22 protein-coding genes are annotated in these 22,982 nt (G+C 40.4%); 10 read left to right on the top strand and 12 right to left on the bottom strand.

Going from position 1 to position 22,982, the window contains the following annotated elements; genetic code table 11:
- Positions 1–4 precede the first annotated feature (4 nt).
- Positions 5–994: a hypothetical protein gene (locus A7985_RS24210; protein WP_065792972.1), complete on the bottom strand. Its 990-nt coding sequence runs from the start codon at positions 992–994 to the stop codon at positions 5–7.
- A 438-nt stretch (positions 995–1,432) separates the two neighbouring features.
- On the opposite strand from A7985_RS24210, the gene A7985_RS24205 reads away from it, so the two are divergent.
- Complete coding sequence (locus A7985_RS24205; protein ID WP_065792971.1) at positions 1,433–4,030, top strand: ExeM/NucH family extracellular endonuclease; 2,598 nt, start codon at positions 1,433–1,435, stop codon at positions 4,028–4,030.
- Positions 4,031–4,386: 356 nt separating this feature from the next.
- Here the strand turns inward: A7985_RS24205 and A7985_RS24200 are convergent, their stop codons facing one another.
- Positions 4,387–5,925, bottom strand: coding sequence for a cytochrome-c peroxidase (locus tag A7985_RS24200; protein WP_065792970.1), 1,539 nt, complete (start codon positions 5,923–5,925; stop codon positions 4,387–4,389).
- A 98-nt stretch (positions 5,926–6,023) separates the two neighbouring features.
- A complete protein-coding gene (locus tag A7985_RS24195; protein ID WP_065792969.1) occupies positions 6,024–6,620 on the bottom strand; it encodes a MarR family winged helix-turn-helix transcriptional regulator in 597 nt (198 codons plus the stop codon).
- A 66-nt stretch (positions 6,621–6,686) separates the two neighbouring features.
- On the opposite strand from A7985_RS24195, the gene A7985_RS24190 reads away from it, so the two are divergent.
- Complete coding sequence (locus A7985_RS24190; RefSeq protein ID WP_065792968.1) at positions 6,687–7,277, top strand: carboxymuconolactone decarboxylase family protein; 591 nt, start codon at positions 6,687–6,689, stop codon at positions 7,275–7,277.
- A 142-nt stretch (positions 7,278–7,419) separates the two neighbouring features.
- Here the strand turns inward: A7985_RS24190 and A7985_RS24185 are convergent, their stop codons facing one another.
- Together A7985_RS24185 and def are read right to left on the bottom strand one after the other, a co-directional pair.
- Positions 7,420–7,908 carry a hypothetical protein gene (locus A7985_RS24185; RefSeq protein ID WP_065792967.1) on the bottom strand — a complete coding sequence of 163 codons (489 nt, stop codon included), beginning with the start codon at positions 7,906–7,908 and terminating at the stop codon, positions 7,420–7,422.
- Between the two features lie 200 nt (positions 7,909–8,108).
- Positions 8,109–8,657, bottom strand: coding sequence for a peptide deformylase (def, locus tag A7985_RS24180; protein ID WP_065792966.1), 549 nt, complete (start codon positions 8,655–8,657; stop codon positions 8,109–8,111).
- Between the two features lie 543 nt (positions 8,658–9,200).
- Between def and A7985_RS24175 the strand changes: the two genes are divergently transcribed.
- From A7985_RS24175 to cydB, 3 genes are read left to right on the top strand one after another with little or no spacing between them, the layout of a single operon-like run.
- The gene (locus A7985_RS24175) at positions 9,201–9,746 is read left to right on the top strand and encodes a GbsR/MarR family transcriptional regulator (protein ID WP_063358218.1); all 546 of its coding nucleotides are present in this window, start codon (positions 9,201–9,203) and stop codon (positions 9,744–9,746) included.
- 16 nt (positions 9,747–9,762) lie between these two features.
- A complete protein-coding gene (locus A7985_RS24170) occupies positions 9,763–11,109 on the top strand; it encodes a cytochrome ubiquinol oxidase subunit I (protein ID WP_065792965.1) in 1,347 nt (448 codons plus the stop codon).
- Positions 11,102–12,103, top strand: coding sequence for a cytochrome d ubiquinol oxidase subunit II (gene cydB, locus A7985_RS24165; RefSeq protein WP_065792964.1), 1,002 nt, complete (start codon positions 11,102–11,104; stop codon positions 12,101–12,103). The genes A7985_RS24170 and cydB overlap by 8 nt, the downstream gene beginning before the upstream one ends.
- A gap of 68 nt (positions 12,104–12,171) precedes the next feature.
- Here cydB and A7985_RS24160 read toward each other — a convergent pair whose 3' ends face one another.
- Together A7985_RS24160 and A7985_RS24155 are read right to left on the bottom strand one after the other, a co-directional pair.
- Positions 12,172–13,188 (bottom strand): lytic murein transglycosylase, encoded by a 1,017-nt coding sequence (locus A7985_RS24160; protein WP_065792963.1) that lies wholly within the window; start codon positions 13,186–13,188, stop codon positions 12,172–12,174.
- The gene (locus tag A7985_RS24155; protein WP_065792962.1) at positions 13,181–13,462 is read right to left on the bottom strand and encodes a YcgL domain-containing protein; all 282 of its coding nucleotides are present in this window, start codon (positions 13,460–13,462) and stop codon (positions 13,181–13,183) included. The genes A7985_RS24160 and A7985_RS24155 overlap by 8 nt, the downstream gene beginning before the upstream one ends.
- Before the next feature lie 146 nt (positions 13,463–13,608).
- Here A7985_RS24155 and minC point away from each other — a divergent pair, with 146 nt between their 5' ends.
- From minC to minE, 3 genes are read left to right on the top strand one after another with little or no spacing between them, the layout of a single operon-like run.
- Positions 13,609–14,310 carry a septum site-determining protein MinC gene (gene minC / locus A7985_RS24150; RefSeq protein ID WP_065792961.1) on the top strand — a complete coding sequence of 234 codons (702 nt, stop codon included), beginning with the start codon at positions 13,609–13,611 and terminating at the stop codon, positions 14,308–14,310.
- A gap of 5 nt (positions 14,311–14,315) precedes the next feature.
- Entirely contained in the window at positions 14,316–15,125 is an 810-nt protein-coding gene (gene minD / locus A7985_RS24145) for a septum site-determining protein MinD (RefSeq protein WP_065792960.1), read from the top strand.
- Position 15,126: 1 nt separating this feature from the next.
- Complete coding sequence (gene minE, locus A7985_RS24140; RefSeq protein WP_065792959.1) at positions 15,127–15,390, top strand: cell division topological specificity factor MinE; 264 nt, start codon at positions 15,127–15,129, stop codon at positions 15,388–15,390.
- A 496-nt stretch (positions 15,391–15,886) separates the two neighbouring features.
- Here minE and A7985_RS24135 read toward each other — a convergent pair whose 3' ends face one another.
- Both A7985_RS24135 and A7985_RS24130 read right to left on the bottom strand, forming a co-directional pair.
- Positions 15,887–16,387, bottom strand: coding sequence for a YcgN family cysteine cluster protein (locus A7985_RS24135; protein WP_065792958.1), 501 nt, complete (start codon positions 16,385–16,387; stop codon positions 15,887–15,889).
- Between the two features lie 76 nt (positions 16,388–16,463).
- Positions 16,464–18,440, bottom strand: coding sequence for a sensor histidine kinase (locus A7985_RS24130; RefSeq protein ID WP_065792957.1), 1,977 nt, complete (start codon positions 18,438–18,440; stop codon positions 16,464–16,466).
- Positions 18,441–18,776: 336 nt separating this feature from the next.
- Between A7985_RS24130 and A7985_RS24125 the strand changes: the two genes are divergently transcribed.
- Complete coding sequence (locus tag A7985_RS24125; RefSeq protein ID WP_063370938.1) at positions 18,777–19,916, top strand: Na/Pi symporter; 1,140 nt, start codon at positions 18,777–18,779, stop codon at positions 19,914–19,916.
- A 117-nt stretch (positions 19,917–20,033) separates the two neighbouring features.
- Positions 20,034–20,513 (top strand): hypothetical protein, encoded by a 480-nt coding sequence (locus A7985_RS24120; protein WP_065792956.1) that lies wholly within the window; start codon positions 20,034–20,036, stop codon positions 20,511–20,513.
- Between the two features lie 2 nt (positions 20,514–20,515).
- Here the strand turns inward: A7985_RS24120 and A7985_RS24115 are convergent, their stop codons facing one another.
- From A7985_RS24115 to A7985_RS24105, 3 genes are read right to left on the bottom strand one after another with little or no spacing between them, the layout of a single operon-like run.
- On the bottom strand, positions 20,516–21,700 hold the full coding sequence (locus A7985_RS24115; protein WP_065792955.1) for an anhydro-N-acetylmuramic acid kinase: 1,185 nt from the start codon (positions 21,698–21,700) through the stop codon (positions 20,516–20,518).
- Positions 21,701–21,705: 5 nt separating this feature from the next.
- Complete coding sequence (locus A7985_RS24110; RefSeq protein ID WP_065792954.1) at positions 21,706–22,116, bottom strand: hypothetical protein; 411 nt, start codon at positions 22,114–22,116, stop codon at positions 21,706–21,708.
- Between the two features lie 15 nt (positions 22,117–22,131).
- Positions 22,132–22,893 (bottom strand): substrate-binding periplasmic protein, encoded by a 762-nt coding sequence (locus A7985_RS24105; RefSeq protein WP_370671185.1) that lies wholly within the window; start codon positions 22,891–22,893, stop codon positions 22,132–22,134.
- Between the last annotated feature and the right edge of the window lie 89 nt (positions 22,894–22,982).

The following is a 22,982-nucleotide window of genomic DNA, read 5'->3' as shown; positions in this document are numbered from 1 at the left end:
GTCATTATTTGCTATCTTGCCCTGTCCACTGCCAATCAGGATAGAAAACTCCATTTACCGTTGCGTTATGCCCAGCAATGATGGAATTTGGTTTGGTAACCGCTTTCCAGTTGTAGGCCTTTGAGTGTTCAAGCTCGAAAACAACGTTGCCCCATAAGCTATAAGGGCCAGAAATTGTTGAGCTTTTATATGCTGCAAAGAGGCTTTGGCCTCCCATTTGAAGTTCTCCGACACTACTCTCATTATTGATTTCAGCTGCGCCTTTACTCCAAACCATGAGCAAGTTAATGTGGCTCTCATCATCAGCTAAAAAATAACCATTTCCCGCTACTTGCACGGAGCGAAAGTGATTTTCACTTTTTGAGTATCCCGCTGAGGTGTCATAAACATCTACTTTTATTTGGTCGCAGTCTTCAATAAAGTTTGCATATGAACTGTTGTATATGCCGACTGTGTTACCAGAAAGCTCAGATAGGTAGGCTGTACTATTGTCTGTGACCACAAACTGATAAAATGGGGTTTGCTCAGCGGCCTTCGCATTAGTTGTCACATGGTTTAGCGTTAACGTAGCGTTTGCTTTTGCTTCAACAGCTACCACACCATTTGGCACATCGATATTAAAGTTGTCCAGCTTTACAGAGCTAGATTCTATGAGAATCGCACTGCCCACCCCTTTGTCTTTAGCACGGACTCGCAGGGAACCAGACAAACCACTATCGTTTATGATTTCAATACCAGACCTCTGAATTTTGATAGGTCCACGACACTCTCCTGAAATCACAAATCGTACATTTTGTGATTGATAGGTTTTGTTGAGTGCGTTGCGTAGCGCATGAGGATTATCTGTGCATCTAATCTCTTTCGTTATCTGCTTTAGCGGCCAGTGACTAGTATGCTGATCATCAGCGATCTTAGTGGCCTCATGTGCGACTGATACTGTGCTACATAAACAGGTGGCAACCACACCAAGTGGAGCTAATCGTATCGATTTCATTAATTTTTCCTTTTAATGTTGTAAGTTTTACATGTTGTTGTAATGTCAAACCGCTAGATTAATTAGTCAATTTGTTTGACTTTAAAACACTAACGCAGAAGAAAAAGCTGGTCAAAAATTGTGCTTAAAATGGTAGGAACAGGTTGTTATAACATATTACTTTAAGATCGTTGTTTCTCATTTCATTTAGAACGATTCGTAATTACAACTGCATGTAATTATTGATTAAAGTTCAAAATTACGCTGCCTTATAAAAACAAGCCTCACAATGAAAGTGTTCACCGTCAAAAGCTATCATGAAGGTTTTTAACTTTAATTAACTGTCTTAAGTTATCAAAAAATGTACAAAATTATTACAAATGAAATATTTTTCATATAAAGTGTCGTGTTTCGATATTAATTTATTTATGCCTAACTTAAGCAAATGGAAAAATAACTATGTTAAAAAAAACACTTTTGGCTTCGGCCATTGCGAGCATGATGGCACCGGCAGAAGCGTCACTGATCGTGTCAGAGTATATTGAAGGAAGTAGTTACAACAAAGCAATCGAAATCTACAATACTTCTGACACCGCAATTGATTTAAGTGAATATGCATTAAAGTTCTACTTTAACGGTAAAAGCACCGCGGGAAATACAATTAATTTGGAAGGGAGCATTGCACCAAAAGCTACGCATGTCATCGCTCACGCTCGAGCAAGTGAGGCTTTAAGATTAAAAGCACAACAACAAAAAGATGGCAGCTGGTACAATGGTGACGATGCAATTACCTTGGAACATAGTGGTCTCGTTATTGATAGCTTGGGCCAGATTGGTGTTGACCCGGGATCTGCTTGGACAGATCAAGGCGTGTCTACAAAAGATAAAAGCTTGGTACGTGCGAATACAGTTAATATCGGCGATAACAACCCAAGTGACGAATTTATTCCTTCAGTGCAATGGATAGCCCTTGATAAGGACGACTTTTCCAACGTAGGTCAACACGACTCTAGTGGACCAGTAGAGCCGCCAACCGTTGTTTGTAACGAGCAGAATGTATTTATTCATCAAGTGCAAGGTGAATCTGACTCAAGCCCTTTATTGGAAGAAGTGGTTCAGGTTCAAGGCGTAGTGACTGCATCTTTGCAACAAGATGAACAACTCAACGGTTTCTTCTTGCAAGAAGAGATCAGTGACCATGATGATAATGCACTAACCTCAGAGGGGGTATTTGTAAATTATGCTGCGGAAGCGGTAAATGTAGGTGATGTAGTAAAAATTGCGGGTACTGTTAAAGAAGTATATGGACAGACACAAATCAGTAACGTGATAGGTATGGCTGTATGTGGTATAGCCCCAGTTGTGAGTACAGATGTTACCTTGCCGTCAGTTGATGGACTAGAACCTTATGAAGGCATGTTGGTTAACATTACCAACGATATGGTCGTGAATGATACTTATGGCTTAAAACGCTATGGTGAAATAAAGTTAGGTACTGAGCGACTTTACCAAGGTACTCAAATCGGTATGCCAGGTGAGGACGCAAACCGTATTGAGGCTGAAAACAGACTGAAAGAGATTACACTCGATGATGGTTCAACGTTACAAAACCCAGAGGTCATCCCTTACCCTTCTCCTGAATTAGATGCGTACAATACCCTTAGATTAGGAGATAAGGTTACAAACATTGAAGGTGTTATTGGTTACGGCTACGGACAATATCGTGTTCATCCAATTAACGCGCCACAATTTATTCAAACGAATAATCGAGTAGAAAAACCGTTTGTCGCAACCGAAGGTAACCTTCGCATTGCAAGTGTGAACGTGCTCAATTTCTTTAATGGCGATGGCACTGGCGGAGGGTTCCCAACGGCACGCGGCGCTGATTCTGCGGAAGAATATCAAAGACAAAAGTCTAAGTTGGTAAACGCTTTAATTAATCTTGATGCAGACGTTGTCGGTATTCTTGAAATGGAAAACGATGGGTTTGGAGAATTAAGTGCGCTTGCCGAACTCGCTAATTCGCTATCAGAGAATGACCCAAATAACGAATATACGTATGTTAAATTTGATGTGGAGCAAATTGGTACTGATGCGATCATGTCGGCGATACTCTATCGCGCAAACAAGGTTAAAGAAGTTGGCCAAGCGGCATTCACAGATGCTGTGCCGTTTGATTATGGCAACCGTCCGCCAGTCATGCAAAGTTTTGAAGATTTGGCCACGGGTGAAGTGTTTAATTTAGCAGTAAACCATTTGCGTTCAAAAGGAAGCTGCAGCAGAGCTGAAGGGTTGGACCAAGATCAAAATGATGGTCAAGGCTGTTGGAACCAAACCCGAGTCAACGCAGTTAATGAATTTAATCGCTGGGCAGCAACTAATCCAACAAACGTTGTTGACGAAGATACAATCGTGCTTGGAGATTTCAATGCCTATGCCTTGGAAGATCCTATTCGCGAAATGGCTACGCTGGGTTATGAGAACTTAAACTCTCGCCTGACTAGCGAGAACCTTGGTTACTCTTATGTGTTTAGAGGCCGTTTAGGAAGTTTAGATCATGCGTTTGCTAGCAGCGCAATGGCCGAAAAAGTGGTCGCCGTATCCAATTGGCATATCAATGCCGATGAACCGGTCGCACTTGACTATAATGTAGAGTACAAGTCTGATAAACACATTCAGTCGTTATACGCTGAGCACAGCTATCGCTCTTCAGATCACGACCCGATAGTCATTGAACTTCAGACAGAAAACCCATTTCCTACCATTGAAGGTAAAGTAGAAGGATTGTTTGGTTGGTTTTGGTGGCAGCGTTTCTCGTTTGAGGTACCGGAAGGGTACTCTAGCTTGGAAGTCTCGATAGATGGTATGGGTGAAGCCGATCTGTACTTAAGAAACAACAAAAAACCGCGATTCTTTAGGTTCGATTGCAGACCGTACAAATGGGGAAGCCGCGAAACCTGCAATATTGAAAATGCAAAGTCAGGGGTTTGGCATGTCGGGATCAGAGGCTTTTTACCTTATCAGAATGTGACACTAAGTTATCGAATTTCAAAATAATCGATTTTAATAAGGCAATAGACTAGGCCTAATTGCTAAATAAAGGGGGCAATGTGATTTCATTGCCCCCTTTTATTTATCTAACAAGATACTTTTGCCAAAGGTATGAAGCGCGTTGATAGGTGGCAATAGCCTCTATTTTATTAAACTTAACGGATAGTACGGCTATCGTTTGTGGTCTTGTACTGCACAAGGGAAACTTTAACGTATGTTTTAGTGTCGCTACTTTTAAATAATTGAAAGTGGATTGTTCGTGTTGGTTAAAAAAACAGATTTTAGTGAGCTTGAGAATCTAACGCATTCATCAAGCTCACTTATAGACTGGTGTATTTATCGTTTGTTGTTTCCCTATGTGTCTAAATTCGTCCTAAAAGTGCGTTTTGAACTCGTAGCCTTAAATTATCAGGGTCGAAGGTTCGTGGACCAGGCTCGAATCGACGAACACACCTTGAAGAAGTGGCGCAATCATCGGTTAGTGATTTTAAGAATGCGACTAAATCCGATTGCTGCTCTGTGTCCAGTGGTGGAGCAACAAATGGAGAAAGTTGTAATAAAGCAAGTGCCGCTTGACTGTTTTCTACGGCGTTAACATTTAACGTGTCACAATTAGGGTCATCTTTAAATTGAGCGAGCCCACATGCTCCCCCGTTTGCGAAAAAGGTTTCTATGGCATTTTCTGGGTTTACATAATGGGCTACGACTTCCTCAAGAGATTGGTAAGCACCTGAGTGGCCATAGGGAGCGGTTAACTCAATATTTAGCAAACTGGGCACTCGAAAAGCGAACATATGCTGTTGTTGCCCATCGATTGCGAATCTTCCGACGTCTGCATTTTGATTGTCTAAACCGATACCAAATTGTGGAAACGCGAGATTAAAGAACCTGTCATTACTAAATCTGCTTCCACCATGGCAATTAACACAGCCTGCCCCACCATCTGAAATTTGGGTAAAAAACAGATGGGCACCTCTTTTTTGATTTTCACTTAGTGCGTTTAAATCACCTTTCAAATATTTATGCCAAGGTGTGTTGACGAGTTTTACCGAAGATTGATATTGGCCAAGTGCCATCGCGATGCTGTCAAAGGTGATTAATGTTTCGGCGCTTTGTTGGCTATTAAACGCCTTTCTAAATTCTTGTAACCATGTATTTTTTTCTAGATCATTGATGCCAGAGCCATAGTTTCCTAATCTCGCAGCTAGGTGTTCTCGCACAGACTCATTGTCTTGTGCATTAGGGAAAGCCGAACCTCGCATTTCTTCTACTGATGTAACTGGGAAGCGGGAAAGTGTTGAGACAAGGTCAGAGCTGGCTTTTTCGTCTGGCTGACCAAAGCCTGAGTCTGGTGTACTGATAAAGCTGACTTCATTTCCTTGGTTATCTGTAGTGGTGACTTTCTCTACTCTTCCGTCCCAAAACAAACTTGATTCGGCAAGCCCTGAATTAAAAATTGTGGGGGAGTTTCTTGGAATGTTAATTTCTCCGTTTACAACCCTAAGCGGCCCAACAACATCTGGCTCTAATGCATTAGTCCCAATTGGTAATGAAAGACCATCGGCGCCACCTAAGCGAGGGTGATGACAGCTTGCACACGCGACCGTCTTTTCGCCGCCAAGAGATTTGGCGAAAAACAGCTTCATACCCAACTGCGGTATGGGCTCAGAAATATGAGGTAATCCACTTACATCTGGTATGGTTTCTACCAAATTTTGGTCAGAAATAATTTGTTGTAATGTTAGATCCGCTTCACTAAAAGTGGGAAGTGACACACCAATATGCTTATGTCGCTTTCTATCATTTTGCTCTGCCCGATGTTCTGGCTTAGCTAAAACGGCTGTGCTTAGTGCTGCTACGCACAATAATAAACCATATGAACCTATTTTGAACGTATTCATGTATTGCCCCTCGATGATAATGCTAAATCAAAGAGTGACAATTCAATGTGCAAAAAGTGTGTAAATCAAAAAAGACAAGATTAATAATCGCAACGTACCTATTTATTCGTACGTTTAAACCATCGTTCAATCTCTTTGTGATCTCTTGTTACGCCTAGCCCTTGCTTTTGACAGTCGGCTACTTCTGTTGCCAATAAGGCTTCAGCGTTCAATTCTAGTTTTTGAAGCAACTCACCCAACAACTTTCGCTCTTCTTGTGAAAACGGCTCGAGTAATTTTTCCTCTCTTGTTTTCAAGTGCTCGATGACTTTTTTGTAAATATCTTGTCCATTGGCAGTGAGTAAAACGGGCTTGCTTCTGGATGCACCTTCTTGATACTCAACCAACTCTTTTTTTGCTAGTGCAGCAATAGCACGAGTTATTGAATACGGGTCTAGTCTCGATTGATAGGCAATATCAGACGCTGCGATAGGTCCATAGGAGCCTATGTTGACCAATATTCTCAATTCTCGTGTATCCAAATCCGTTAAGTTTTTAATAATGGGGTCTCTAGAAATCGATAATAAGTTACTGACTACCGCTACCTGAAACGGAATATGGCTGTCGAGAGCAAGCTGATTTTGCTCTGATTCGGATAACTCAAAAGCCTTAAGCCGATTATTTAATGAATTTTTATACGGATTGTCACTGGACAATTTACTTCTCCGAAGTTATGTTATGTTGCATATGCAACAAAAAATGAAATTCAATAGGAGCTGATTATGCCTTTAGTGACACCCCTTTCACAAGATCATGACCAAGAAGTGACGGAACTTGCAAAGTTTTTCAACGAAACATTGGGGTTCTGTCCTAACAGTGTGCTGACGATGCAGATTCGACCAGCTATTGCACGCGCGTTTATAAACCTAAATAAAGCTGTTATGGAGAACAAGGGGCGCGTTACATCAGAGTTGAAGCGCTTTATTGGCTACATCACCAGTGCAAATACAGGTTGTCGCTATTGTGAAGCGCACACTATTTTGGCTGCACAGCGTTATGGAGGCACGGATGAGAGGCTTGCACAGATTTGGCAGTTCAGAGAAAACGATGTGTTTAGCGACGCAGAGAAAGCAGCGTTCGAATTCGCATTAGCAGCTTCGAGTGTACCTAATGCCGTGGATGAACATATTCAAGCAGAACTTAAGAAACACTGGGACGATGGCGAAGTGGTAGAGATCCTAGGTGTAATCTCATTATTTGGCTATTTGAACCGTTGGAATGATTCTATGGGTACGACGCTAGAGTCCGGAGCGATTGACGCTGGCGAAACCCTATTACAGAAAAACAACTGGGAAGTTGGAAAACATCAATAACCTAACCTTTACATCTCAACGATCAAAGGCTCACTCGCCCGGGTGAGCCTTTTTATATTTTAATTGTGAAATTGGACATTGTAACTATATATAACGTCCACACAGTATGGTGTTTTTTTGTAAAAGACAGCTTTTGTTTGGGCTATTTAACTTTGCTACAAGGAATAGTCGTGCCATCATCCGGTACCGGTATTGCTATAAAATTATTGTCGTCAATCTGCTTTACTCGTGAGACAAACTCTTTATCACCGGATCCCTTAGCGAACCACTCGACTGTTTCAGGGGTAAACATATTTAAGTCATCTTTTATTAATTTAGATGAGTGTTTTTTGTAGTTGTAACTTTTAACTAACCCGTCTTCAATTATAAAATTATCCGAAGTTTCAATATAAATTACAGACGTCTTTGCTGGGTTTTGATTCTTATACATTGTATACGTTACTTTTGAAAAAGATTGCAAAGTTTGTAGTGAAGTCGTACCAACTGATTCCATCTTTAAGGTTGTCCCCTTACCAATATCAGATTCAGTGACACAGCGCCAATTACCTTCGATAAAGCTTAGGTCTTGGGGTGTACTGGAATACGCGAATGCTGGAATAAGTAAGGCAATAAGAAAGAATTTTTTGAGCATATGTGTTAACTATGTATGGGTGTACCTATTTTGAAGCGCCATTCTATGACGTCTATCAGTGCTACGCAATATGATTAGTAAACTCTAATGGGCCATAAGTGATGCTCGCTACTAACGCTTAATGCAATAAAAAGTTACAAAGCAGAACATTACATATACATCGGATATAAGCCGAAAAAGCATGAAAGTTAAAAGCCTCCTTAACCTTTTGGTGCAAAATGCGCATACCAATAGCTCTCACTTACCAGGTCTTGTACAGACTCTACACGGTCTACAAACGTTAATCCGTCTAGATGATCCAATTCATGTTGGAAAACTCGCGCAATAAAATCTGTGAATACGGCGTGATGTTCTTGACCTGTTTGGTCGTAGTACTTAACTTTGATTTGCTTGTGCCTAGGCACCAGTCCACGTATGCTCGGTACACTCAAGCACCCTTCCCAACCCTTCTCTTTATCAATACTTGCTTCAATGATCTCTGGGTTAATAATCGCGGTCGGCTCCATTAAAGGTGCATCTGGGTAGCGCGCATTTGGCTTTGAACACATTATGAAAATACGCTTGCTATTAAATATTTGTGGCGCGGCAATGCCCACTCCACCAGCTTGCTCAACTGTAATCATCATTTTTAATATCAGATCTTGGCATTCATCAGACTGAATCTCTGTAACAACCTGAGCAGGTGTTTTTAATACTGGATGCCCTAGCTGGGCTATGTCGGTGTACTGTTTGTCTTTCAAATAACTCATAGAACTGATTTCAATATAGGGAGTGTTCAATTAAATTATAAGCGTAGTAAAATCAGAAAGATAATATAAAGTTAAAAAACTCTCTTCAGCGCATTTTGGAAATCTATGTGTCGAAATAGCGAGATCTTGAATTGAAATAAGCAATTTATTTTAATATGCAGACGAGTACGTCATATGGTTTGAAGTATTGGTAACGTGCTCGTTCAGTTAATTCGAACTTAATAGTAAAATTATCTGTTTTCCAAACTTTCGTTGTCAGGTGTTGTGTTCCGGCACTGAGTTTATGACTAATCCGATACAAACCTGCTTATTAATCCGTCACAAATTTCAATATTTACCAAAACATGTAAAAGTTGTGTGTTTCACAATATACAAATTATGTAAAAGCGACTAGATTACAGTCTGGGAATGGGTACTGACTCATTTGTGTCAAACAAGCACAAATCGACTTGCTGAACTTTCAAAAAAAATTGAAAATTCAGTTGATCTGAGTCAAATACCCTTATATATTTAACTTTCAATAATTACTGAACGTTTAGAATTATGAACTTATCACCAAAGATCGAAAACTTCGTGCTCCATTGCGGTGAAATGGGCAGTCGTTGGGGATTTAACAGAACGATTGGGCAAATGGTAGGACTGCTTGTAATTAACGAGCACCCGCTCACTGCCAATCAAATTGCAGAAGCATTAAAAATATCTCGCGGAAACGTAAGCATGGGTATTAAAGAGTTGCAGTCCTGGCAACTTGTAAAAGTACATCATGTTCCGGGGGATAGAAAAGAATATTATGCTCCTAACGGTACTATATGGGATCTTGCTAACAAAGTCTTTGAAGAAAGACGAAAGCGAGAGATTGACCCTACTCTTACATTACTGCGTGATCAGATCTTAGACTCAGCAAATTCACCAGAGGAAAAGTACGCTCAGGAGCAAATGCAATCCATACATGACCTACTTGAAACGGTAACCAAGTGGTCTGCTGAATTGCAAAGGTTGACACCTGAACAATTGCAATCATTGATGAAGCTTGGTTCATCAGTAAGTAAGGTGATCGACCTCAAGGACAAGTTATTGAAAAAGTCGTAAATAACAGAGGTGTGTCATGCTTGATACCTTATTGCTGTCGCGAATTCAATTCGCGACTAATATAAGTTTCCATATACTTTTCCCGACCATATCCATAGCGTTAGCGTGGTTCTTGGTTTTTTTTAAAGTCAGATATATTCAAACAAATCAGCCCGTTTGGCTCCGGGCTTATCGGTTTTGGGTTAAAATTTTTGCCCTCACCTTCGCGCTTGGCGTTGTTAGTGGAATCACTATGTCGTTTCAGTTCGGCACAAATTGGCCGGGCTTTATGGAGCGCGTAGGCAACATTGCTGGACCGTTGCTTGGATATGAAGTGCTGACTGCTTTCTTTATGGAAGCAACATTTTTGGGTGTAATGTTATTTGGAATGAAGCGTGTAAGCCCTCGGGTACACACCCTTTCTACCGTTGTAGTGGCAATAGGCACAACCATATCGGCGTTTTGGATTTTATCCCTAAATAGTTGGATGCATACACCTACGGGTCATGAAATTATCGATGGTGTCTTTTACCCAAAAAACTGGTTAGAAATTATTTTTAATCCCTCATTCGGTTATCGTTTAAGTCACATGCTATTGGCGTCTGGCATTACTGCTTCGTTTTTAGTAGCCGGTATTAGCGCATATAGATTACTCAAGGACGATCACAAACATGCGCCAAAACTCACGCTTAAAGTTGCGCTCACCGTGGCTGTAATTTTAACGCCGCTGCAAGCTTTCGTTGGTGATTTACATGGGTTAAATACCTTCGAACATCAACCTCAAAAAGTCGCCGCAATGGAGGGAGTATGGGAAACCGAAAAAGGCGCGCCGTTATTGCTTTTTGCAATACCAAATGAAGAAACGAGAGAAAACCACTTCGAGCTGGCAATACCAAATTTAGCGAGTCTGATTTTAACCCATGACATGGAGGGTCAAATAAAGGGCTTAAACGAATTTGAGAATGCGCACCCTCCAGTTAAGCCCGTGTTTTTTGGGTTCAGAATCATGGTTGGCCTGGGGCTGTTAATGATTTTGGTTGCTGCGATAACCCGATACCAATTATTTAGAAAAGAGATCTTACCTCGGTGGCAGTTAAAGCTGCTCGTAGCAATGACATTTTCTGGCTGGGTAGCCACGCTAGCCGGTTGGTATGTAACAGAAATTGGTAGACAGCCATTTATGGTTCAGGGGTTACTTCGAATCGATGAGGTAGTGACACAGGTACCCGCCCAGCACGTCTTATACACACTTATTGGCTACCTCTGTGTCTATGCGCTGTTACTGGCTGCCTATATTAAGACGTTATTCTACACCGCTGATAAAGCCGTCGAAGTCGAAGAGTATGAATTAAACAACGATGTTAGAGGAGGCCAATATGCTTAGTGCTGATTTTCTCGCGCAGTTTTATGGTGCACTTATGGCCCTCGCGGTGCTCGTTTACGCCATTTTAGATGGTTATGATCTCGGTGTGGGTATTTTGTTACCAACAGATGATAAGTCTCAAGCGGATACCATGATCGCATCCATTGGCCCTTTCTGGGATGCGAATGAAACTTGGCTAGTTCTTGCAGTTGGCTTGGCGCTCATCGCTTTTCCTCTAGCCCACTCGGTGATTTTGCAAGCATTATACTTACCCGTAGCTTTGATGTTGCTTGGTTTGATATTAAGAGGCGTTGCATTTGATTTTAGAGCAAAAGCCAAAACTAAATACAGAGACGCCTGGGATGTTAGCTTTAAAATTGGCAGTATGATTACCGCTTTTTCTCAAGGGTTTATGCTCGGTTTGTATGTAATGTCCTTTGATACAAGCATGCAAAGCTACGCGTTCGCGATGTTAAGTGGCGTTGGTGTAGTTGCTGCATACGGGTTAATTGGTTCGGCTTGGTTGGTAATGAAAACGTCGGGCGAAGTGTATCAACGATCAATAAGTTGGTGTCGACGTTTCAATCTGGTTGCATTAATCGGCGTTATCACAGTTTCGTTAGTAAACCCACTTATCAACGATTTTGTTGCTAATAAATGGTTTGGTACTGAGTTGTCTGTACTACTACTTCCCATCCCTTTTGCTTGTATCGCTTTGTTTATATTTCAAGACAGAGTGCTTGCTAACTTGGGTAACGCCGGCGCTAAAGAAGGTAGCTGGAAGCCTTTTGCGTTAAGTTGCGGAGTGTTCGTTTTGTGCTTCGTTGGCCTCGTTTACAGCTTTTTCCCTTATGTCGTGCCAAATGAATTAACGATTTATGAATCTCTAGCTGATCCAAGTGCACTCACGTTTATGTTCTATGGTGTCGTATTGGTCGTGCCTGCAATCATTGGTTATACGGTTTTTTCATACCGCGTTTTCTGGGGCAAGACTCAAGAGTTAACTTATTACTAGTTTCATTCATTAGCCCACCAAAAAGGCAGCGTTGTTTAGCTGCCTTTTTTATATTCCCACAATTGTAGTTAAATTTTGGGGTAGCCAATTCTATCAGAAAGGTATCCGACACTGGTTACAAAATAGTAGCTTCTATTCCAATTCATCAGTGCTTTATAATTGTCATAGGCGAGATACATACGGCCATTGATGTCATCTGGCATGACCAAAGCAGCTGTAATATTCACTTTAGGTAAGTCAGTGCCATCAGTTCGACGAATGCCAAGCGCCTGCCAATCCTCGAGAGAGCGCTCTGAATTAGAAAAGAACTCTAGCCACTGGCTGTGGTTACGAGTGCCACGCTTTAAAACGTAGTTTTCTGAAAATCCCTCAGGTAGTTTAACTTGTCTACCCCAAGTAAGATTGTTATTCCAGCCAACGCTCTTTAAGTAGTTCGCTATCGAAGCAAACGCGTCTTCTTTTGTCGTCCAAATGTCTTTTCGGCCATCTTTGTTGTAATCGACAGCATATGACTTAAACGACGTCGGCATAAATTGGGTTTGCCCCATTGCACCGGCCCACGAACCTTTAAAATCGCCTAGCTCGACATGACCATCTCGTAAGATGTCTAATGCTGCCCAAAGCTGTCTTTTGTATAATGCTTCTCTTCGGCCATCAAACGCTAATGTCACTAATGAGCTAATTACTGGGTAGCCGCCTTGAACACGCCCAAAACTACTTTCGAGACCCCACAGCGCGATAATAAATCGCCCCTGTACGCCAAACTCAGATTCAATTTTATCTAACAGCTCTTTGTTTTCTTTGTAGAGTTTTCTAGCGCGTTTAATTTTCCAATCAGGTACGCGTTTTGGAAGATAGGTTTCCAGTGTTTCTACTATCTCAGGTTGCGTCTTATCTGCTTTGATGACCTTTTTTTTAAATTTTGCAGTCGCGAAGGCTGAATCAACCAATGATTGTTCATACCCTTTTTGCAAAGCTTCTGCCTTTAATTTTTCGAGGTAAAGGTCAAACTCAGCTTGTGTTGTTGCACTAACAGAAGCTGAAAAACACAGAGAAGTAAGTAATACTTTTAAAGTCTTAGTCACTCTTTGCTCCATTTAGTTTTTTAAATTCATCCAGAAGGTTGTCTTGTGGAGGTGGAATCTGTAAGTAAAAGCCCTGTTCGATTAATTTTTCCTTAACCAAGGCTAAATCTGCTACCCCGAGTTTTTCTCTTTTCGCAAGATCAACTAACATTACATATATTGGGGTGCCAAAAGTGCTCATGAGAGGCGCTGGAACTTTGCTGAAATCGTCTCTTTTTTCAATAAAAAGGTATGTATCGGCTTTTTTACTACTTTTGTAAACTGCACTTAGCATTATAACCCTATAAATTCTTGCTTATCTTAGAGCAGCACTATACCATGACAGATATAATAATTGGAAAGTTTTGCTGCTCTCAAACGTACACAGTACGGGGTCAGAATAAGATTTAATAAAGAGTACGCAGTTATATTTGAGCGCTTATGTCTACACAATCTTTTGAACTAAAGGGAAACCTTTTTACTTTGTCGGTGTTGCAGTTATTAAACGCTGATTTGAACGTTGTAAAAGAACAACTGAGTGAAAAAATATCTCAAGCGCCTAAATTCTTCAAAGGCGCGCCAATCGTCATTAATCTTGCAGAGGTCCAAGAAGAACCATTGGTTTTGACTGATCTCAAATCTATCTTGAGTGACCTATCTTTAAACCCTGTTGGTATTTGCAACGGTAGCGAAGAGCACAATGAAAAAGCTAAGTCGATAGGCATGTCTGTGCTTAACTACACAAAAGACGTTGCGCCAGCTGTTAAAACGCAAACAATGACAGAAGTTGTTGAAAAGCAAGTTTATGTTCCTGCACAAATAGTTAATGGTACAGTGCGTTCTGGGCAGCAGATTTATGCTAAAGACCGGGATTTGATAGTTATTGGTGCTGTTAGCCACGGTGCTGAAGTTATTGCGGATGGCAATATTCACATTTATGGAACATTACGCGGTAGAGCGATTGCAGGTGCTCAGGGTAATGATAATGCAAGTATTTTCTGTCAAAAATTAGAAGCTGAGCTAGTATCTGTAAACGGCAGTTACTGGATCAGCGATTCCCTTCAAGGGGAATTTTGGGGTAATCCGTGTCAGATTACTCAAACGAACGAATCTTTAGAATTAACAGCTTTGGTCAAAGGATAAATCTAATGGCAAAAATTATTGTCGTAACTTCCGGTAAAGGTGGAGTAGGTAAAACTACATCTAGTGCAGCACTTGGTACGGGTCTTGCGCTTAAAGGGTATAAAACAGCCATTATCGATTTTGATATTGGCCTTCGTAACTTAGATTTAATTATGGGTTGCGAAAGAAGAGTCGTCTATGACTTTGTAAATGTAATTAATGGTGAAGCCAATCTAAATCAGGCGCTTATTAAAGACAAGCGCGTTGAGAAATTGTTTATTTTACCAGCGTCTCAAACAAGAGATAAAGATGCGCTAACGAGAGAAGGCGTAGAAAAAGTACTCAACGAGTTAAAAGAAGATTTCGATTTTATCATTTGCGATTCGCCAGCTGGTATTGAAGCAGGCGCGATGATGGCATTGTACTTTGCTGACGAAGCAATTGTTACAACAAACCCAGAAGTGTCTTCTGTTCGTGACTCAGACAGAATTCTTGGAATTTTACAAAGTAAATCCAAAAGAGCTGAAGAAGGTGCCTCGCCTGTTAAAGAGCACCTTTTGCTAACTCGTTACAACCCAGAGCGAGTCGCTACAGGCGAAATGCTATCAGTAGAAGATGTGCAAGAAATTTTAGCGATAGACTTACTTGGTGTAATTCCAGAATCAACGGCAGTGTTAAACGCTTCTAACTCTGGCCAACCCGTAATCTTGGACTCTGAATCTGACGCTGGCCAAGCCTACAGTGATGCAATAGATCGCTTGTTAGGTGAAATAATCGACTTTAGATTTTTAAATGTCGAGAAGAAAGGTTTATTAAAAAGAATATTCGGAGGCTAATTTGTCTTTACTTGATTATTTCCGTTCAGAGAAAAAAAGCAGTGCCTCTTTAGCAAAAGAAAGATTGCAAATAATAGTCGCTCATGAACGATCGAAAAGAGGTACTCCGGATTATTTGCCACAATTAAAGCAAGATATCTTGGAAGTTATCAGCAAATACGTAAAAGTCGACTCAAATGCTGTGAATGTTCAGTTTGAACAAAACGAAGATGACTTGGCTGTATTAGAGTTAAACGTAACATTGCCTGATGACGAAAACAAATAAATAGAAGGTAGCTTTAGCTCAAGCTGATACGTATACGTGTCCCTAAAAGCTAAGATTCCGTACAAAAAGTGCTATATTACTGTGGATTTGCAGTGTAGCACTTTTTTTGTGCAAAAAATCCTGACCGCCAAAACTGTCAGTGATACCTAAAGAGTATAAAAGAATTACATCTAAGAAGTATAAAAAGGCAGTGGCTATTCGAGTGGACTTACTAAGCGGGTCTGTTGATCTTGAAGACTTATTTACTTTGATAAGTATGAGTAAACTAAAAATCAAATTCTCTTGAAATAGAACCGTTTTAACAGAAATAGAGCTTTAATAACGCTTAGCACAAAAAAGAAAATGGGGTGACGGGCAGACTCGCCGACTATAGGAAGCCCATAAAAAATGTGGGCTTTATTCCAATAGCTAACTTTTTTATTTGGCCAACTAATTCATCGTTTGATTTTAAAGTTGTGAAAACAATTCAATGATAGTAGCTTTCGCCGATGCCACGTTAGTCTTTATCTAATTCAGGCCATTCAACAATATGGTCCTCGAACTCAACCTCTAAATCCACTTGCGTCTCAAGTACTACTTTGTCCTTGATACTAATACCAGCGTCGTGCATTGTTTGTTTTGAGCCTTTGTGTCGTAGTGGGTGCCAAGAGGCAAGACCCCTGCCCTCGTGTAATCGTCTATAGCTGCACGACTGAGGCATAAAAAAGATGTCTTTTAAATTGTTTTTGGTAAGTTGCACACAGCTCGGGACTAATGTTTGTCTTTCACTATATCTCGTGCATCCGCCCGTGCTAATGTCACTGTATTGGCATATTACATCTGTATATAAAAGCTCTTCACCTTCTCTTAATACATCTGTACTTTCAAAGTGTTCCTCTTCGTCTGAATCAATAAAGGAATGCAAGCAGCATTTCGCGCAGCCATCACAAATTGATTCCCATTCAGCCGTAGTCATCTCTTCTAATGACTTAGCTTCCCAAAACTCTACACTACTCATATCTAACGCCCAAAAATTCGAACGGTGAATTCTACTTTAACAAAAGTTATAGCGCAAAAAATTAAGTAATGAATCTTTAACCTACTTCTAATTGTGGTTTCGATACCGATTCAATGGGCAGGGAGATTTCAATACACAACCCGCCAAGCAAGCTATTATGTGATTCAATCTTGCCTTCATGAGATTCGATGATCTTTTTGCAGACAGCTAGCCCCATTCCCTTGCCGCCGAGCATCGCACTTCTTGAAACTTCGTCCCTAAACAGAGGCTGAAATAACTGTTGATGTGCTTCGTATGACAAAGGCATACCTGAGTCTTCTATTTTTATGATGAGGTTATGGTCTTCTTGTAGCGTCGTTAATGATATTTCTACATCTTCTCCACCGAACCTGAGTGCGTTTTTAACTACCTCTAGAATGGCGTTTTCCATGGTTTGCTTGTCAACGTTGATTGAAAGTCGATGATCTACGGAATTTGAAACACTAAACTTTGACTTTTTGGGGTCACCTTCTTGTATACACGTTTGGAAAACCTCATTAATAAATACTTTTGCGTTGAGGGTTTCTTTATTTAATAAGGCTGCAATATCTTTATCATCAGTGACCAACATAAGTTGGTCAATAAAAGAGTTTAGCTCATCGATTTTAGTCATGAGCTTATTGTAAGAATCTTGCACATTATCGACAATGTTGTATTGCAATGATTCTACCTGAATCTTCATGACAGTAAGCGGAGTTCTTAATTCATGAGAAAGATCCGTGAAGAGCTTTTCTTCTTTCGCCTTTAATTGAACTTCTTTGTCATTCGCTTCTTTGTGTTTAGTATTAACGGTTTGATTGAGCGCGTGTACTTGATGCTGGAGCTGGTTAAGTAATCTTGATTGCAAAGACTTATGCTGAAGTGCTAACGCAACGGTAAACAATAACACCTCAATTAAGTAACCTATTTTAATGAACGAAGTAATATCGAACACATCTATAAAATTGCCATAGCTTGCACCAACAATTGTAAAGACATTTAAAAATAACAGGTGATTGATCAAGCTGAACGTAAATGTTCTCATTCCTGGCCCTTTTTGTTTAATACTCCAGACACAGGTATAGATAAATACTGGTATGACCAATGTACTCAGCAACAAGTTAAAGTAGACGCTATTGATAAACAGAGCGATTGGGATCAGCGCAGCGTATATGCAAATAAAGGTGCAGTAGATTTTGTTCAGAACAGGGTGATAATGCTTAAGCTGTAAAAATCCTCTTACAAACAACAAGTGAAACAGTGGGACTGTCGCCATTAAGAAAATAGAAAACTGACCGGAAAACTTATTATGGTGTGGCCAAAAGTACTGAAAGGTGAATCCGGCAGTGTCTATCACTATCATGAAAAATAGCATTGTCCAAGTGGCATAATAGACATTGGTACTGTTCCTGTTAAAGAATAAATTGACTAGCACTATTAGTAAAATTGCAGCTATAACACCAGCTAAACTGGCATTGGTTATCAAGCTTTTATGGGATTCGGCTAGGAAGTTCTCTTGGGAGTGCAACCGGATATTTGCAGGCGCATTGGCGAATGTTTGGTACTCTACGAGGAATGTGTTTTCACCAGGCTGAAGTTTTAATGGTATATAAAATTGAGGATCTTGTATTGGTCTTTTGCTAAACGGATCCGATTCTGTGAGATTAATGACATCCAACCATCCATAAGGCATTTTTTGATAAACGGATACCTTAGCAAGTCTTGGGAAACCAAATGACAGGATCCAGTCACTGATTTCAGTGTCTCTTTCGACTTTAAAGTACGCCCATTTCGAATATATTTCTTTTTGAGGCTTTTTGTTTAGGTCATTAAGCGGCCTAAATTGTTGCGCGAACGCATCAAAATCAAATGCGCTATGAAATTCATCATCGTAATCAAAGTAAAAGCGTGCTGATTTGTTTATTTGGACGACCTGCGTATCTTTGTTGACACTGGTTGGTTCTACATTCGGGAGGACATCTGCGATAGCAGGCATGAGGACAAAACCGATCAGTATCAGTAACAAACTACGCATTACTCGCTCTCTTTTATATTTTTTCCCAATTTTAGCTTTGAATCATGTAGAGAATATGGAGGTTGAGAATGATTGTCGTTTACTAACGCTTGTATTGTAAAGGATTGTAACAGAAGGGAGTTAATAAAAACTTCATTAGAAACAAGGGGGTGGTTAACATACAATCAAAAACGAACACTTGCAGTACACTATGGTGCTCTCTTTATATTGCGTTGATTGGTGTGAATATTCGAACTGAAATATTTCTGTCATATTTCTCTGGTTAAATGCGCCCTGAAATAAAAACGTCATCAAAATGCCACAATCTTTATAGGCATGACACAACGAGATAAATCAATGAGTGAATACAGCGAAAAGTCATTTCCATCAAAGTTACTAACCTGGGGTGCAATTGCATTTCTAGTCTATTTGGTACTTGTAGCCGTTGGTACAGTAAGCGGTGGTTTTAAACTTGCGTCAGGCGGCTCCGAAGGAGCTAAAGAAATCTTCGCTTTTGCTACTAACCCTTTTGTAGCGCTTCTATTAGGTGCATTAGCTACTGCACTTGTACAGTCTTCTTCTACTGTTACATCTGTTATTGTTGGTTTAGTTGCAGGTGGTCTACCACTGCAAATCGCAATACCTATGATAATGGGTGCAAATATCGGCACCACAATTACAAATACGCTTGTATCAATTGGGCACATTCGTTCTAAAGAAGAATTCCAAAGAGCATTTGCCGCCTCAACGGTACATGACTTCTTTAATTTGTTTGCTGTCGCAATTTTCCTACCGTTGGAAATTATGTTCGGTTTACTCGAAAAATTCTCAGCAAGTTTAGCGCACTTATTTGTTGGTGATGCTGACCTATCTCTTAAGAGCTACAACTTCGTTAAACCACTCGTTAAGCCTGCTGTAGGTATCGTGAAAGATGGCGTAAGTTTCTTGGAAGGCACGGCTGCTGGTGTAGCAATGGTTGTAATCGGTATTGCGATGATTCTATTTGCAGTTACAACACTTGGTAAGCTACTTAAGCAGGCTCTTGTAGGTAAAGCTAAAGACCTTTTACACGGTGCAATCGGACGTGGCCCAGTTGCCGGCATCAGTTCAGGTGCAGTAGTAACAGTAATGGTTCAATCATCATCTACAACAACTAGTTTAATGATTCCTTTGGCTGGTAGTGGCGTATTCACAACTCGTCAAATCTATCCGTTCACACTCGGTGCTAACATTGGTACTACCATTACGGCGTTGCTTGCAGCTACATCAATTACAGGCCCTGCTGGCGAAGTAGCTCTGACTGTTGCACTTGTACACGTAATGTTTAACGTATTTGCTGTTGGCCTTATTTACGGACTACCTCTTCTACGTGAGATTCCAATCAAGTGTGCAGAGAAGCTAGCTGAAGTAGGTGCTCGAAATAAAACAGCGGCGTTTGGATATGTATTGGGTTCATTCTTCGTCGTGCCTGGTCTTATTATGCTAGCAGTTCGCTAAGATATAATATTTCCATTTTACCCCAGATAACATAATCCTGTTATCTGGGGTTTGTTCATATATCTGCAATGAAAATTGTGCACACTAATACTGATTCAATAAATTTAGTTTTTAACCATGGCAACTTCTAGAACAATTCAATTTGAACTCTATACGCATTGTGACCCAATGTTCCCGACCGGTAGTGCTTCAGCAATAGATGAAATCAAGTTTGATACGCAAGGGACCGAACTGGTGATCGATTGCTTGTTACCTAACGATGCAGCTGTGGGTAATATCATTCAAGCTACTGCGACTCACGAACTTCAAAGGGACGTGAGCTTTAGTGGGAGTTACACTTTGAAGGAGTCTGATATAAATGCCGGATGTATTGAATTAATACTTCAAGGTCATGGCGACGCTGGAATGTACATGACTCAACTAAGTTTGACAGGGCTAACCGGCGGTGTGAAAAATGTTGTGGATGCGCAAGTTGAACTAGAGCACCCTATTTTAGATTTGGATTCGAATGAAAAGGTTTCTTATAAAGAAAATAGCCCAGTCAAAACAATCTTGTCCAAGCTAAGGGAGTGGAAAAGCGACTTATTAATGGCCTAACATCAAAGAGGAAGGCTTATTTTCCCAAGCGTTAAATTGTCTTGGTTTGCGCTATCGTTATCCGCACATACACATTCGTTTGCCAATATTGCAAACAATACCGCCTCTTTCGAATCCGCATTGATGCCATTGAAATTCAGCTTCTCGACTCGCACATTTTCACTAAGCAGTCGTTCAAGGTTTTTCATCAAAACTCTATTATGTGCTCCTCCTCCACTGACTAATACGTCAATATTACCCGTAGTTTTAAGCGCTTTTATATGGTCTGCTATAGTTTGTGCGGTAAACATATTCAGCGTTGCTATTATGTCAGGTTTACTGACATCAGTGACGTTGGCAGACTTCAAACAGTTTTCTAAAAATTCAAGATTAAAAAGTTCGGGCCCTGTAGTTTTTGGCATCGGTTGATTAATAAAGTCAGAACTAGTCAGGGAATTTAATAATTGCTTATTTACTTGACCAGACGCCGCTATCAGTCCATCTCGGTCATAGTCTTCATTAAAGTGCGTTTTAACGAATTGGTCCATAATTGTATTACCAGGGCCAATATCGGAACAGACTAGATCATCAAGTGACGCGCCTGTTTTAATATATGTAAAGTTAGCTATACCACCGATATTTAAAAGCACGGTATTTGAATCCGCACTACCGAATACACAATAGTCGCCGTATTGAGCCAGCGGCGCACCTTCATAGCCGGCTGCAATATGCTTCTGTCTAAAGTCCGATATTGTGATAATGCCTGTATTGACCGCGATATGATCACCATCACCTAGTTGCAAGGTAGCATTATTAAATTCTGAATAATCATGAAAATGCTTTGGGCTGTGATAAATCGTCTGTCCATGACTTGCGATCAGGTCTATCTCTTTACTGTCTATACCCCATTGTTCCAGTTGTTCATTGATGATTTTTGCATGTAGCTCCCCTATCCAAGGGTTCAAAAGTGTTAAAAACTGGAGGTCGACGGTTTTTTTAGCGAATACTTCTAATATTGTGTTTTTTGTTGATTGATCATAATCAACAGTCGAAAAGGCCAGTACTTCACATTGAGTATTCGCGCCATTACCAGATATTTTGCAAAGAGCTAAATCTAGGCCATCCAATGATGTACCACTCATTAATCCTAAAATGATGCGTTCTGACTTACCGCTGAGAGTATAAAGAGATTGAATGTAAGGGTTCATAATTATTATCGTAGATTATTGCTAGTTACTAAAGAGATGACCGGGTAGAGGTTGTTGCCCAAACTGACAGTGATATTTATAGTCTCGCCGCCTTTAAACGACAATTTCTTCGGCAAGCTGCTCAGTACTTTTGCGCTACCATCTGCGTAAGTCGCCATTAGGTGATGTGGCTCAAGAATTCGTCTACCTGAGGCAAGGTTTTCTATACTAAGTAGTACCGCTCTCTGGCCATCTTCATTCGACATGGTAATCGCGCTTTTGACTTTAAAATCACTATTTTGAGGTCTAATATTTTCATCGCTATAAAACAACGATGTATCCGTGTAAATCTGAGTATTGTCTATAGTGAAAGGTTTTTCTATTTTTGCATTGGCAACCCCGGAAAGTATGACCAACGGTATCAATAATTTAATCAAGTTGTTCTCCAAGCTTTACTTTGTTGGTGTAGAGGCAGGTCTTCTTTCTAAAATTGCTTGAATATCAGGTTGCAATTGCGCTATCGCATCGTTGATTGCTGCTATTTCTTCATTTTTAAAAGTTAGCCTGCTTAGCATAAAGTGGATAGCATTATCGTTTACGATATATGAGTGTAACCTTAACCGATCATACCCTAACCTGTTGATATAATAGTACCCTGTATATTCGTCTTCAATTAAAAAATCTATGCGTTTTTTATTTACCAACTCAATACGTCTTGACACACTGGCGACCTCGACTAGCCGTTGTTGATACCAACTAATTTGCAGAATTTGTTTAAGTTCCTCGCCGTAATATGCCCCAGGGTTTGTGACAAAAGTGTATTCTTCCGCAAAGAGTTCTGTAAGGCTTTTAACTGGCGGTAAATCTAGCCGAGTAAACAGTCTCATTCTTTCGCGCCTGTAGGGTACGGTAAAGTGCGCGTTATTTGCTCTGTCGATATTGAAACTCGCCGAAGGCAATACATCAACGAAGCCTTTATACAACTCAGCTAACCCCCTTGCTGACGTGGGCAGTCTTATAAACTTAAAACATACATTGGCTTTGTTGAAAACAAGTTTGGTGATTTCAATGTCTAGACCGAAGGGAGTATCGCCTTTATACATTACATATGGAGGCCAGCTACTTCCAATACCTATCTTCTTTTCAGATAAGCACCGTTCGTTGGACGAGCAATAAAATGAAATAAAGGCTATGAGTAATAAAAGGCGCTTCACATTTGTATACGTTTGTCAGACATTTACATAGTATGAAATATTTGAAGAAAAAAACAAAGGTGCGGTGCACCTTTGTTTTTTATTGAGGG

Origin of the sequence: Pseudoalteromonas luteoviolacea, assembly GCF_001696455.1 — a bacterium.
Taxonomy (GTDB): Bacteria; Pseudomonadota; Gammaproteobacteria; order Enterobacterales; family Alteromonadaceae; genus Pseudoalteromonas; species Pseudoalteromonas luteoviolacea_C.
This window is presented reverse-complemented; position numbering and strand designations above follow the sequence as displayed.

What these genes read in the sequence shown, in the direction of transcription:
- A7985_RS24120 (WP_065792956.1), top strand. Translation starts at nt 20,034, where the DNA reads ATGGCAACTTCTAGAACAATTCAATTTGAACTCTATACGCATTGTGAC.
- A7985_RS24130 (WP_065792957.1), bottom strand. Translation starts at nt 18,440, where the DNA reads ATGCGTAGTTTGTTACTGATACTGATCGGTTTTGTCCTCATGCCTGCT.
- def (WP_065792966.1), bottom strand. Translation starts at nt 8,657, where the DNA reads ATGAGTTATTTGAAAGACAAACAGTACACCGACATAGCCCAGCTAGGG.
- A7985_RS24200 (WP_065792970.1), bottom strand. Translation starts at nt 5,925, where the DNA reads ATGAATACGTTCAAAATAGGTTCATATGGTTTATTATTGTGCGTAGCA.
- A7985_RS24190 (WP_065792968.1), top strand. Translation starts at nt 6,687, where the DNA reads ATGCCTTTAGTGACACCCCTTTCACAAGATCATGACCAAGAAGTGACG.
- A7985_RS24185 (WP_065792967.1), bottom strand. Translation starts at nt 7,908, where the DNA reads ATGCTCAAAAAATTCTTTCTTATTGCCTTACTTATTCCAGCATTCGCG.
- minD (WP_065792960.1), top strand. Translation starts at nt 14,316, where the DNA reads ATGGCAAAAATTATTGTCGTAACTTCCGGTAAAGGTGGAGTAGGTAAA.
- A7985_RS24135 (WP_065792958.1), bottom strand. Translation starts at nt 16,387, where the DNA reads ATGAGTAGTGTAGAGTTTTGGGAAGCTAAGTCATTAGAAGAGATGACT.
- A7985_RS24125 (WP_063370938.1), top strand. Translation starts at nt 18,777, where the DNA reads ATGAGTGAATACAGCGAAAAGTCATTTCCATCAAAGTTACTAACCTGG.
- cydB (WP_065792964.1), top strand. Translation starts at nt 11,102, where the DNA reads ATGCTTAGTGCTGATTTTCTCGCGCAGTTTTATGGTGCACTTATGGCC.
- A7985_RS24210 (WP_065792972.1), bottom strand. Translation starts at nt 994, where the DNA reads ATGAAATCGATACGATTAGCTCCACTTGGTGTGGTTGCCACCTGTTTA.
- A7985_RS24155 (WP_065792962.1), bottom strand. Translation starts at nt 13,462, where the DNA reads ATGCTAAGTGCAGTTTACAAAAGTAGTAAAAAAGCCGATACATACCTT.
- A7985_RS24115 (WP_065792955.1), bottom strand. Translation starts at nt 21,700, where the DNA reads ATGAACCCTTACATTCAATCTCTTTATACTCTCAGCGGTAAGTCAGAA.
- A7985_RS24170 (WP_065792965.1), top strand. Translation starts at nt 9,763, where the DNA reads ATGCTTGATACCTTATTGCTGTCGCGAATTCAATTCGCGACTAATATA.
- A7985_RS24175 (WP_063358218.1), top strand. Translation starts at nt 9,201, where the DNA reads ATGAACTTATCACCAAAGATCGAAAACTTCGTGCTCCATTGCGGTGAA.
- minC (WP_065792961.1), top strand. Translation starts at nt 13,609, where the DNA reads ATGTCTACACAATCTTTTGAACTAAAGGGAAACCTTTTTACTTTGTCG.
- A7985_RS24205 (WP_065792971.1), top strand. Translation starts at nt 1,433, where the DNA reads ATGTTAAAAAAAACACTTTTGGCTTCGGCCATTGCGAGCATGATGGCA.